Here is a 12852-nt window from a genome sequence, read left to right as displayed (position 1 = left end):
GTGGCCGGACGTGTCCCCGACCCCGTCCGGTCACCGGGGTTCCAACGCCCCCAGGAAGTCGCCCGGCGCAACAGCCGCGCCGAAGTGGTCGCCGGTCGCGAAGTCCGCGCCGGCCGCACGCCACCACGAAGCTTGTTCAGCGCTGGTGATCCCGTCGACCGCGACCGCCACGCCCTGCTCGCGCACCAACGGCAGCAGCGCCGCCACGTACGGAGATCGGGTCTCCACCAGGCCGCGCGCCACCCGCACCGCCTGCACCGGCAGCTCCGACGCGAGCTGGCCGAAGTCCAACGGCCCCAACCCGAAGTCGTCGATCGCCGTCAGCACTCCCAGCCGCGCGAGCACCGTGAGGTTGTCGGCCGCGTCGGCCACCGGCAACACCGCGCCGGGCATGCTGACCATCAACTGGTCGGCCGTCAGCCCGGTCTGGTCGAGCACCCGCACCACCCGTGAGACCAGGTCCGCGTCGGCCGACTGGTGCGCGGTGAGCCGCACCGCCAGCGCCCGTTCGAACTGCCCGCGCTGCCGCCACCACACCGACTGGCCGCCGGCGGTGCGCAGCAGCCACTCGCCGAGCGGCAGGATCAGCCCGGTCTCCTCGGCCAGCCCCGCGCACCTGTCGTGGTCCAGCACGCCGAAGTCCGGCCGGTCCCAGTGGAACGCCGCCTCGACACTGCTGACCGCGCCGCCGGCCAGCGCGACGACGGGCCGGTACCGCACGGTGATCTCGCCGTTCTCCCACGCGGCCGGCATCGCCACGGCCAGCGCGTCGTCCCTGCGGTCCTCGGCGTCCTGCGCCGGGTGGAACAGCTCCCACTGGCCACGCCGGCCCGACTTGGCCTTGCACAGCGCCCGTTCCGCCGCTCGGAGCACGTCGGTCGGCTCCGCGCCGAAGTCCGGCCGGTGCACGACACCCGCGCTCACCGACACCGCCAGCCCGTGACCGTCCACAAAGGTCGGTTCGAGCAGCAGGTCGTCGTTGACGCTCTTCATGATCGCGCCTAGGCCGGGCGTGGCTGCCGTGTTCTCCACGAGCACGCCGAACTCGTCGCCGCCGAACCTTGCGATCATGGTCTTCTCGCCGGCCAGCAACAGCTTCAGGCGCTGCGTCACGTGCTGCAGCAGCCGTTCGGCGACCCGGCCGCCGAAGCTGTCGCACACCATGCCGAACGCGTCGATGTCCAGGTGGAAGACCGTGATGCCGTGCGCGGGATCGGCCTTGCGCAGCGCGATCTCCAGCTGCGTGGTGAAGAACTGGCGGTTCGGCAGCCCGGTCAGCGCGTCGTGCAGCGACTGCCGCCTGAGCTCGTTCTGCAGCAGCTCCAGTTCGGTGCCGTCCTCGACCACCACGACGAAGTGGCTCGGCTCGTCGTCGGCACCGCGCAACAGCGACGCCGTCAACGACAGCCGCGCGATCTCGCCGTCCTTGCGCAGCATCCGTTGCGACTGCCTGATCCGCTCGGTGGCACCGCTGACCAACTCGGCCATCGCGTCGCTCAGCATCTCGTCGTGGCCGGACGCGACGAGGTCGAGCAGCGGAACGCCGGTGAGCTCGTCCGGGGTGTGGCCGAGGATCTCGCCGATGGCCGCGTTCGCCTTGAGCAGCCGGCCTTCGAGATCGACGATCAGCACACCGTTGGTGGACGACGTGACGACCTCGTTGTAGCGGGCCTCGCTCTCCTTGAGGTTCCAGTTCGCGTCGCGCACGGCCTTGAGCAACGACCGCTGCATGCCCTCCTGCTGCACGAGAACGGACTCGGCGTTCGCAGCGGTGAAGCCGCTGCCGAGCGCGCCGATCACGAGCGCGACCCGTTCCGCGTACCGCTCGACCGGCCGGAACTCGGGCAGTGCGAGCAGGCCCTTGCCGAGCACGTCGGTGGTGCAGCGCAGGCCGTGCTTGCCGAGGTGCCCCAGTGCCGCCAGGTCCGCGCCCGCCAGCTCTGCCGGATCAGCCGTGAACGGCTCGGCGTGCAGCAGCTCGCACAGCATGTCGAGCCTGCCACTCAGGTCCGCGTCGAGAGCGCCCCGGTCCATCGGGATCGCGACGGTGCATTGCAGCAGGTACGCCCATTTCCGGGCGAGCGTCATCCGCGCCCGGGCAATGTCCTGGGGCGAAGGCGTGACGTCCGGTGTACGTCTCGGCTCGGGCATTCGGGGCTGCCTCGCAATGGGCTCAGATGTCCGGCAGTTTACCCACGCGCTGTCGGTCTCTGCTCAACCGGCAGTGTGAATCAATATCACTCTATCGGGATTCCTTATGGCTTACGAGCGACCCCGGCGTAGGCGATCCCATTCATCCCCGGATCGGCGGAGATGTCGCCGGGCCCGGACGGCCGCCATTCGGCGAAGGTGACGAGTCCCGGCTCGACCAGCTCGAAGTCACCGAAGAAGGCGGCGATCTCGTCCCGGCCGCGCTCGACGACCTGGTCACCGCCCGCCTGGTTCATCATGACGGTTGCCGCGTGGACCGCCTCGTTGCCGTGGTCGTCCGCCATGTGCGTGATCGCCAGATAGCTCCCGCTGGGCAGCGCCTCGCGGTAGTGCTTCATCAGCCCCCACGGGTCCGCCTCGGTCGGCACCCAGTGCAGCATGAACAGCAGCAGCAGGCCGATCGGCTCGTCGAAGTCCAGCAGCCGGCGCACCTCGCCGCTGTTCAGGATGCTGTCCGGGTCGCGCAGGTCTGCCTGCAGCACGGCGGTGTGGCTGTTGCCCGCGAGGATCAGCTCGCTGTGCGCCACGGCCACCGGGTCGCGGTCGACGTACATGACGCGGCACTCGGGATCCAGCTCCTGCGCGACCTCGTGCACGTTGGCGACGGTCGGGATGCCCGAGCCGATGTCCAGGAACTGACGCACCCCCTGGTCGACCATGAACCGGACGGCGCGGGCGAGGAAGGCCCGGTTGATCCTGGCGCCGCTGCGCACGTGCGGCAGGTTGCGCTCGATCTTGTCGCCCATCTGGCGGTCCACGGCGAAGTTGTGCGCGCCCCCGAGCACGTAGTCGTACACCCGCGCCGAGCTGGGCACGGAGACGTCCACGCTCTGCGGAATCCAATTCTGCCCATCAGCCACGGCGACCACCTCTTCGGGTTGTAGACGCACAAGCTTAGGCAGGCACCAAGTGCACACGGTTGGTCCAGCGGTGTGAACGCACACCACCCGATCGGGCACTGTCGTGTTCACCCAAACGAACCCTAGGGTGGTCCATCTCTTTCCACGTCGCGAGGAGCGATGATGTCCGTCCCGGTGGCGCCCGGCAGGCTGCCATTTCTCGGGCACACTCTGCCGTTATTGCGGAAAAGATTCGAGTTCACCACGAATTTACGAGGTCAGGGCGATCTCGTAGAAGTCTATCTCGGGCCGATGCGAACTTTGTTCGTCACCAGCCCTCAGTTGATGCACCAGGTGCTCGTTACCGATGCGCCGAAGTTCCACAAAGGGCGAATGTTCGACAAGTTCCGCCCGTACATCGGCAACGGGCTCGCGATGTCGAACGGAGCTTTCCACCGGCGCCAGCGCCGGATGCTCCAGCCGGCGTTCCACCGCGACCGGATCGCGGGCTACGCGGACATCATGTCCCGCGCGACCCAGGGCCTCGTGGACGCGTGGCGGCCGGGCGAGGTGCGCCAGGTCGAGGAGGACATGCAGACCCTCGCCATCACGATCGTCGGTGAGGCGCTGTTCTCCACCGAGATCGGCAAACGGGTGATCGACGAGACCCGCCGGTCGATCTTCGTGATCATCAAGAACGGCATGGTGCGCGCGCTCTCGCCGGGGTTCGTCGAGAAGCTGCCCATCCCGGCCAACCGCGAGTTCGACGAAGCCATCGCCCGGATGCGCACGATCGTCAACGAGGTCATCGCGAGCTGGCGCGCCGACGGCACCGACCAGGGCGACCTGCTGTCGATGCTGATGCTGGCCAGGGACGCCGACACCGGCGAGCCGATGACCGACCAGCAGGTCTTCGACGAGGTCATCACCCTGCTCACCGCCGGCATCGAGACCACCGCGCTGGCACTGGCGTGGATCTTCCACGAGATCGCCGCGAACCCCGAGATCGAACAGCGCGTGCTGACCGAGCTCGACGAGGTGCTGGCCGGCCGCCCGGTGACGTTCGACGACGTGCCGAAGCTGACCTACCTCGGCCAGGTGGCGAACGAGGTCCTGCGGAAGTACTCGCTCTGGCTCCTCATGCGCCGTGCGGCGGAGGACGTCGAGCTCGGCGGTGTCCACCTCGAGCCCGGCACCGAGGTGATCCTCAGCCCGCACGCGATGCACCACAACCCCGCGAACTTCCCCGACCCCGACCGCTTCGACCCGGACCGCTGGACGCTCGACCGCGCCCGGCAGCTGCCGAAGGGCGCATTCGTCCCGTTCGGCGGCGGCGTCCACCAGTGCATCGGAAACCACTTCGCGCTGACCGAGATCGTCATCGCGGTGGCGACCGTCTGTGCGCGCTACCGGCTCGTCCCCGACCGGCCGGTGCGCACCAAGTTCACCAACGCCGTCTACCCCATCGGCCTCTTCATGACGGCCGAGCCCCGCTAGTTGGAGGTTGTTCCCCGATGCGTCTCCGTCGGCTCTGTGCCGCCGCATTGCTCGCATTGCTCGTCCCCGTGCCCGCCCCGGCGAACGCGACCCAGGCCGGCTGCCAGGACGTGTACACACCGGTCCAGTTCGGGCTCACCCGCCAGACCATGTACGGCAAGCTGTGTGTGCCGCAGGGCGCCACAACGGTCCAGGTGCTCGTCCCCGGTGGCACCTACAACAGCTCGTACTGGGACATCCAGCTCGACCCCGAGGTGCACTCGGTGCGGCAGGCCATGAACAAGGCCGGCATCGCCACCATGACGGTGGACCGGATCGGCACCGGCAAGAGCAGCAAACCGCTGAGCCTGCTGGTCGACACGCTGAACCAGGCTTCCGCCGTGCACCAGGTGATCCAGACCCTGCGCCCCCGGTTCCAGAAGGTGCTCGTCGGTGGTCACTCCGTCGGCTCTGGCATCGCGATCGTCGAGGCCGCCACGTACCGCGACGTCGACGGGTTGCTCGTCACCGGCATGACGAACCAGTGGGACTACACCAGGATCGCGCCGCCGCTGACCAAGCTGATCCCGGTCACGCTCGACCCGAAGTTCAGCCGGCTCGGCCTGGACCCCGCCTATCTGACGACGGCGCCGGGTGCCCGCTACGACATGTTCCACAAGCCCGGTCTGCTGAACCACGCCGTCATCGACTACGACGAGTCCACAAAGGACGTCGTCGCGCCCGGTGAGGCACTGAACACCATCCTGTTGAACAACATCCTGATCCCGGCCAGCCGCGGCGTCACCGCGCCGGTGCTGACCGCCCAGACGACCACGGACTACTTCTGCGGCACCCCGCCGCTCGGCGCCGACTGCTCGTCGGCCCAGGCGCTGGTCGCGTCCGAACGGCCGTTCTACCCGCAGGCGGCGCGGATGGACGCGTACGTCCTCACCGACTACGGCCACTGCTTCAACTACGCGCCCAACCCGTCCGCGTACCACGCGGCGGTCGTCGCGTGGCAGCGCAGCATCTAGAGCTTCTTGAGGAACTCTCCCGCGTCGAGCGGGGAACCGAAGTGGGCGCCGATCGCGAGGTCGGCGCCCACTTCCGTCCACCACGTCGCCTGCTCGGCGTTCTCGACGCCGTCCACGCAGACGTGCACGCCCAGCGCGTGCACAGCCTGGATCAGCACCGCGGAACACGGATCCTGACGCCGCACCAGATCCTTCGGCACCAGCACGGACGTCACCGGCAGCTCCGAGAGCCACGCGAGATCCCGCGGCCCCAGCCCGAAGTCGTCTAGCGCGGTGCGCACCTCCATGCGGGCGAGGACCGCGAGATTGTCGGCGGCGTCGGCCATCGGCAGCACGTCGCACGGCATGCTGACCATCAGCTGCCCGGCCGCGAGCCCGGTGTGGTCGAGCACTCCCACCACCCGCGAGACCAGGTCCGCGTCGGCCGCCTGGTGCGCCGTGAGCCGCACGGACAGCGGCCGGTCGAACTGGGCCCGCTGCCGCCACCACCGGGCCTGGCCGCCGGCGATCCGCAGCAGCCACTCGCCGAGTGGCAGGATCAACCCGGTCGCCTCGGCCAGTCCCGCGCACCGGTCGTGGTCGAGCGCCTCGCGTTCGCGATCCCAGTGCAGCACGGCCTCGACACCGTTGATCGCGCCGTCGGCCAGTTGCACGACCGGGCGGTACCGCACGGTGATCTCGCCGTTCTCCCACGCCGCCGGCATCGCCACGGCCAACGCGTCGTCACGCCTGCCTTCGGCGTCCTGGCCCGCGTGGAACACCTCCCACTGCCCGCGCCTGCCGGACTTCGCCTTGCGCAACGCCCGTTCCGCCGCCCGCAGCACGTCGATCGGTTCCGTGTCGCGGCTCGGCCGGTGCACGACGCCCGCGCTCACCGACACCGCCAGCCCGTGACCGTCCACATAGGTCGGTTCGAGCAGGTCGTCGTTGATGCTCTTCATGATCGAGCCGATGTCCGGCGTGCTCTGCGCGTTCTCCACCAGGACACCGAACTCGTCGCCGCCGAACCGGGCGATCATCGCCTGCTCGCCGACCAGCAACACCTTCAGCCGCTGCGCGACGTGCTGCAGCAACCGTTCGGCGATCCGGGCGCCGAAGGTGTCGTACAGCATGCCGAACGCGTCGATGTCCAGGTGGAAGATCGTGACACCGTGCTCGGGATCGCTCTTGCGCAACGCGATCTCCAGCTGCGTCGTGAAGAACTGCCGGTTGGGCAACCCGGTCAGCACGTCGTGCAGCGACTGCCGCTTGAGCTCGCCCTGCAGCAGTGCCAGTTCCGTGCCGTCCTCGACCACCACGACGAAGTAGCTCGGCACGTCGTCGGCACCGCGCAGCAACGACGCGGTCAACGTCAGCCGCGCCACCTCGCCGTCCTTGCGCAGCATCCGTTGCGACTGCCTGATCCGCTCCGCCACCCCGCTCACCAGATCGGCCATCGCGGCTCGGAGCATCTCGCCGTAACCGGGGGCGGTGAGCTCGACGAGCGGGATGCCGACGAGGTCCTCCGGGGCGTGCCCGAGGATGTCGCCGATCGCAGCGTTCGCCTTGAGCAGCCGCCCGTCGAGGTCGACGATCAGCACACCGTTGGTGGACGACGTGACGACCTCGTTGAACCGGGCCTCGCTCTCCTTGAGGTTCCAGTTCGCGTCGCGCACTGCCTTGAGCAGCGACCGCTGCATGCTTTCCTGCTGTGCCAGCACGAACTCGGTGTTGGCACCAGTGAAGCCACAGCCGAGCGCGCCCATCGCGACCGCGATCCGTTCCGCGTACCGCTCGGCCGGCTGGAACTCCGGCAGCGTGAGCAGACCCCTGCCGAGCACCTCGGTGGTGCAGCTCAGACCAGGCCGGCCGAGATGGCCCAGCGTCACCAGTTCCGCGCCGGCGCGTTCGATCGGAGCGAGGTGGAACGGTTCTTCGTGCAACAACGAACACAGTGCAGCGAGCCGGGCACCCAGTTCCACGTCGAGATCTTCGCTGCCCATTGGAATCGCGACGGCCTTGATCAGCCGGTAGGCCCATTTCCGGGCAAGCGTCTGGCGCGCCCGCACGTGGTCGTCAGGCGATGATGGGACGTCTGTTCTTCGATTCGGGGTCGGCATTCGGGGCTGCCTCGTCAGGGGCTCAGATTGCCCGGCAGTTTACCCACGCGCGGTCGGCTTCCTTTTCGACCGACAGCGTGAATCGGCGATTGCTCTATCGGGGATTCCTATGGCTTGCGACCGACACCGCCGTACGCAATCTTGTTGGTGGCCGGATCGTCGGACATGTCACCCGGTCCGGACGTCCGCCATTCGGCGAATCCGACGAGTCCGGGCTCGACCAGCTCGAAGTCGCCGAACATGGCGGCAATCTCCTCCCAGGTGCGCGGAACGACCTGATCCCCGCCCGCACGGTTGATTCGTGCGGCGGCGTTGCTGGAATCCTCGTGTTCGCGGTCGGAGGTGAAGTGCGTGATCGCGAAGTAGCTGCCACTGGCCAGCACCTCGCGGTACTGCTTCAGCAGTCCCCACGGGTCCGCCTCGGTCGGCACCCAGTGCACCATCAGCAGCATCAGGAGACCGATCGGCTCGTCGAAGTCCAGCAACCTGCGGGCCTCGTCGCTGTTCAGGATGCTGTCCGGGTCCCGCATGTCCGCCTGCACCACACCAGCGCGGTCGTTGTCGGCGAGCAGCAGCTCGCTGTGCGCGACGGCCACCGGATCGCGGTCCACGTACACGACCCTGCACTCGGGGTCCGCCGCCTGCGCGACCTCGTGCACGTTGGCCACGGTCGGAATGCCGGAACCGATGTCCAGGAACTGCCGCACCCCCTGGCCGATCATGAACCGCACCGCACGCCCGAGAAATGCCCGGTTGACTCTGGCGCCACTGCGCACGTGCGGCCATGCGAGTTCGACCTTGTCGCCCATCTCGCGATCCACCGCGAAGTTGTGCGCACCGCCGAGCAGATAGTCGTACAGCCGCGCCGCACTCGGCACGGAAACATCCACGCTCTGTGGAATCCAGTTCTGCCCGACGGACACGACGACCACCTCTTCAGGTTTGTGGGCGCACAAGCTTAGTCACGCACGTGGCCCAAACGACTGGGCCACCAGTGTGAACAGACGCCACCCGTTCGGGCACTGCCACTTTCGGCCGAACGACTTCTATCGTGGTCCACCTCCTTTCCGCGCAGAAAAGATTCGATTTCCCACGAATTTGCGCGACCAGCAGCAGTTGGAGGTTGTTCCCCATGCGCATCCGTCGGCTCTGTGCCGCCGTATCGCTCACATTGCTCGGTCTGGCGCCCACTCCCGCGAACGCGGTCGAAACCAGCTGCCAGGACGTGTACACCCCGGTCCGCTGGGGGCTCACCCAGCAGACCATGTACGGCAAGCTCTGCGTGCCGCAGGGAGCGACCACGGTCCAGGTCCTCATCCCCGGCGGGACCTACACCAGTGCGTACTGGGACATCCCGGTCCAGCCCGAGATCCGCTCGGTGCGACAGGCGATGAACCACGCCGGCATCGCCACCATGACGGTGGACCGGATCGGCACCGGCAGGAGCAGCAAACCGGTGAGCCTGCTGGTCAACACCGTGAACCAGGCGGCGGCGGTGCACGAGGTGATCAGCGACCTCCGCCCGCAGTTCCAGAAGGTGCTCGTCGGCGGCCACTCGGTCGGCTCGGCGATCGCGATCGCCGAGGCCGGCACGTACCACGACGTCGACGGCGTGCTGGTCACCGGCCTGACCAACCAGCTGAACCACCTCACCGGGCTGCCCGCGCTCACCAACATGATCCCGGTGACCCTCGATCCGCAGCTGAGCGGGCTCGGGCTCGACCCCGGCTACCTGACCACGGCACCGGGAACGCGCTACACCACCTTCCACGCGCCCGGCGCGCTGGACACCGCCGTGATCGGCTACGAAGAGTCCACAAAGGACGTCTTCGCGACGAACGAGGCAGTCACCACCGTCCTGATGAACAACATCGTGATCCCGGCCAGCAGCGACATCACCGTGCCGGTGCTGACCGCCCAAGCACAGGCAGACCACTTCTGCGGCACCCCGCCGCTCGGCGCCGACTGCTCGTCCGGAGAGGCGCTGGCCGCGTCCGAGAGGCCGTACTTCCCGGACGCGCCGCGAGTGGACGGGTTCGTCCTCACCGGCTACGGCCACTGCTTCAACTTCGCGCCGAACTCCGCTGACTACCACACGGCGGTCGTCGCGTGGCAACGCAGCATTTAGCTCTCGTTCAGCTTCTTCAGGAACTCGCCCGCGTCCAGCGGAGAGCCGAAGTGGGCGCCGATCGCGAGGTCGGCGCCCGCTTCCGTCCACCACTTGGCCTGCTCGGCGGTCTCGACGCCGTCGACGCAGAGGTTCACGCCCAGCTCGTGCACGGCCTGGATCAGCGCGGCGGACCGCGGATCCTGCCGCCGCACCAGGTCCTTCGGCACGCACACGGACACGATCGGCAGTTCCGAGAGCCACGCCAGGTCGCGCGGCCCGAGCCCGAAGTCCTCGAGCGCGATCCGGATGCCCGTGGCCGCCAGCGTGTCCAGGTTCTCCGCCGCGTTCTCCACGTCCAGCACGCCGACCGGCATGGTCAGCGTGAGCCGCTCGTGCGGCATCCCGGTCTCCTCCAGCACGTTCGCCACGCGGGACACCAGGTCCGCGTCGGTCGCCTGGTGCCGGGTGAGCCGGATGCCGAACTGCTCGTCGAGCTCACCGCGTTGACGCCACCACTGCGCCTGGCCGGCCGCGATCCTGATCAGCCACTCGCCCATCGGCAGGATGAGGCCGGTCTGGTCCGCGAGCTCGGCGCACCGGTCGGAGAGGTCCCAGTGCAGCACGGCCTCGACGCCGGCCAACTCACCGGTCGCGAGCACGCGGACGGGCTGGTAGGCCACGCCGATGTCGCCCTGTTCCCACGCTCCCGGCATCACGACGGCGAGCGCGTGGTCGCGCCTGCGTTCGGTGTCCTGGTTGCCGTGGAACAACTGCCACTGACCGCGCTGGTCCTTCTTGGCCTGCCGCAACGCCAGGTCCGCCATGCGCAGCAGCTCCACCGGATCGACGTCCGGGGACGGCCGGTGCACGACGCCGGCGCTCACCGAGACCGCCAGCCCGTGACCGTCCACATAGGTCGGTTCGCCCAGGTCGGCGTTGATGGTGGCCATCGTGTTCGCGACGTCCGGCGTGAGAGCGGTGTTCTCCACGACGATGCCGAACTCGTCGCCGTTGAACCGCGCGACCATCGCCTGCTCGTGCGAAAGCAACGCCCGCAGCCTGCGTGCCACGTGCTGGAGCAGGTGTTCGCCGACCCGCCCGCCGAGGCTGTTGCAGACCAGGCCGAACGCGTCGAGGTCGAGGTGGAAGATCGTCACGCCGAGCTCGGGGTCGGCGCGGCGCAGCACGGTCTCCAGGTGGGTCGTGAAGAACTGCCGGTTCGGCAGCCCGGTCAGCACGTCGTGCAGCGACTGCCTGCGCAGTTCTCCTTGCAGCAGCGCCAGTTCCGTGTCGTCGTCGGCGATCACCAGCACGTGGCTCGCCTTGCCGTCGTCGTCCCGCAGCAGTGACGCCGTCAGCGTCACCTTGGCGAAGTCGCCGTCGCCGCGGACGAGCTGCATGGGTTCCCGCTCGAACTCGCCGGTCTCGGCGAGCACCCGTTCCATCATCTCGCGGAACACCACGACGGAGGTCGGCGCGATGAGCTCCGCCAGCCGGGTGCCCGGCTCCGGCCGGTGTCCGAGGATGCTGCCGATCGCGTCGTTGCCCCAGGCCAGCCGGCCGTCGAGGCCGACGATCAGCACGCCGTTGGTCGACGAGGACGCGAAGCCCTCGAACTTCGCCTCGCTCTGCCGCTGGTCGCGTTGCGCGTCGTTGGCGGCCTTGAGCAGCGAGCGCTGCATGCTCTCCTGCTGGTCCAGGATCGAGCGCCCGCGCGCCGCGGCGAACCCGCACGCGAGCGCGCCCATGCCACCCACGACCCGGACCGTGTGCTGGTCCGTCGCCTGGAACTCCTCCAGCGCCAGCAGGCCCTTGCCCAGCACGTCGACGGTGCGCTGGAGTCCGGGCTCGTTGACGTAGCCGAGAGCGACGAGTCGCTCGCCCACCTCCTCGAACGGGGCAGGGTCGAACGGCTCGTTGTGCAGCGCCGCGCACAACGCATCGAGCTGGGCGCCCAGTTCAGCGTCCAGCTCGTCTCTGCTCAGCGCGACGACGATGACGCTGCTGACCAGGTAGCTCCACTTGCGCGCCAAGGCTTCTCGCGCGCGGACGGCGGCGGTGTCCGGTGGCGGAGCGGCATCGGGTCTTCGGCTCGGTTTCGTCATTCCCGTTGCCCTGTATGGGTTGGAGAGTGTCCGGCAGTCTACCTACCGGGAGTCGACGCTCGCTGCGCCGACGGAGTGAACCTCCGACACTACAGGGTGGTTTCAGCCCTTACGACCGACCCCGGCGTACAGGAACATGTTCATGGACGCCTCGTTCGCGATGTCCGCAGGCCCGTCCGGCCGCCACTCGCCACACCCGACGAGCCCGGGCTCGACCAGCTCGAACCCGTCGAACAGCGCGCTGACCTGCGCGTGTGTGCGCATGTGCATCTGGTCCGCGCTCTTGCTGCGGTTGACCACCGCGGCGGCCTGGTCGACGCTTTCGTCGATCTGGTCCTTGGCCACGTGCGTCATCGCCACAAAGCTGCCGGCGGGCAACGCGTCGCGGTAGGTGGCGACGAGCTTCTGCGGGTCGTCCTCGTCCGGGACCCAGTGCAGCATCAACAGCATCAGCAACCCGATGGGTTCGTCGAAGCGCAGCAGCCGGTTGACCTCGGGACTCGCCAGCACGGCATCGGGATCGCGCATGTCAGCCTGCACGATTGCAGCATTTTCGTTGTCAGACAGCATCAACTGGCTGTGCGCGACGGCAACGGGATCTTTGTCGACGTAGACGATGCGCGCGGCCGGGTCGCGTTCCTGCGCGACCTCGTGCACGTTCGCGACGGTCGGGATGCCCGATCCGATGTCGAGGAACTGGCGAACTCCCTGGTCCATCAGGAAGTTCACCGCACGACCGAGGAACCGCCGGTTGAGTCTGGCCACGCTGGGCAGCCCTGGCACGAGCTTCTCGATCTGCGAACCGACTTGCCGGTCGGCGGCGAAGTTGTGGGCGCCGCCGAGGATGTAGTCGTAGACGCGGGCCATGCTCGGCACGTTGGTGTCGATGCCGAGCGGCACCCAGTTCTGGGTCTCTGCCACGGTGAACACCTCTTCGGTTCGAGGGGCAGGTTCGGGAGACGAACGAGCTTAGTCACC

General features: G+C 68.4%; 9 protein-coding genes. 3 read left to right on the top strand and 6 right to left on the bottom strand.

Going from position 1 to position 12852, the window contains the following annotated elements:
- Positions 1–30 precede the first annotated feature (30 nt).
- Positions 31–2151: a putative bifunctional diguanylate cyclase/phosphodiesterase gene (locus DI276_RS34295; RefSeq protein WP_112271121.1), complete on the bottom strand. Its 2121-nt coding sequence runs from the start codon at positions 2149–2151 to the stop codon at positions 31–33.
- 104 nt (positions 2152–2255) lie between these two features.
- Positions 2256–3071 carry an SAM-dependent methyltransferase gene (locus DI276_RS34290; RefSeq protein WP_232837103.1) on the bottom strand — a complete coding sequence of 272 codons (816 nt, stop codon included), beginning with the start codon at positions 3069–3071 and terminating at the stop codon, positions 2256–2258.
- Between the two features lie 162 nt (positions 3072–3233).
- Here DI276_RS34290 and DI276_RS34285 point away from each other — a divergent pair, with 162 nt between their 5' ends.
- Both DI276_RS34285 and DI276_RS34280 read left to right on the top strand, forming a co-directional pair.
- The gene (locus DI276_RS34285) at positions 3234–4547 is read left to right on the top strand and encodes a cytochrome P450 (RefSeq protein WP_112271504.1); all 1314 of its coding nucleotides are present in this window, start codon (positions 3234–3236) and stop codon (positions 4545–4547) included.
- A gap of 17 nt (positions 4548–4564) precedes the next feature.
- Entirely contained in the window at positions 4565–5560 is a 996-nt protein-coding gene (locus tag DI276_RS34280; protein ID WP_112271117.1) for an alpha/beta hydrolase, read from the top strand.
- Here the strand turns inward: DI276_RS34280 and DI276_RS34275 are convergent.
- Entirely contained in the window at positions 5557–7608 is a 2052-nt protein-coding gene (locus tag DI276_RS34275) for a putative bifunctional diguanylate cyclase/phosphodiesterase (RefSeq protein ID WP_232837102.1), read from the bottom strand. The two genes, DI276_RS34280 and DI276_RS34275, sit on opposite strands and share 4 nt — an antisense overlap.
- Before the next feature lie 158 nt (positions 7609–7766).
- A complete protein-coding gene (locus tag DI276_RS34270; protein WP_112271502.1) occupies positions 7767–8582 on the bottom strand; it encodes an SAM-dependent methyltransferase in 816 nt (271 codons plus the stop codon).
- Between the two features lie 209 nt (positions 8583–8791).
- On the opposite strand from DI276_RS34270, the gene DI276_RS34265 reads away from it, so the two are divergent.
- Positions 8792–9787, top strand: coding sequence for an alpha/beta hydrolase (locus DI276_RS34265; protein ID WP_112271113.1), 996 nt, complete (start codon positions 8792–8794; stop codon positions 9785–9787).
- Here DI276_RS34265 and DI276_RS34260 read toward each other — a convergent pair.
- Together DI276_RS34260 and DI276_RS34255 are read right to left on the bottom strand one after the other, a co-directional pair.
- A complete protein-coding gene (locus DI276_RS34260; protein WP_112271111.1) occupies positions 9784–11874 on the bottom strand; it encodes a putative bifunctional diguanylate cyclase/phosphodiesterase in 2091 nt (696 codons plus the stop codon). The two genes, DI276_RS34265 and DI276_RS34260, sit on opposite strands and share 4 nt — an antisense overlap.
- A 102-nt stretch (positions 11875–11976) precedes the next feature.
- Positions 11977–12795, bottom strand: a complete 819-nt coding sequence (locus tag DI276_RS34255) for an SAM-dependent methyltransferase (RefSeq protein WP_112271499.1) — start codon at positions 12793–12795, stop codon at positions 11977–11979.
- Positions 12796–12852: the final 57 nt, after the last annotated feature.

It is taken from the genome of Lentzea terrae (assembly GCF_003265345.1).
Taxonomy (GTDB): domain Bacteria; phylum Actinomycetota; class Actinomycetes; order Mycobacteriales; family Pseudonocardiaceae; genus Lentzea; species Lentzea terrae.
Note: the sequence above shows the minus strand (reverse complement) of the source record. Positions and strands in the feature narration are given on the sequence as shown.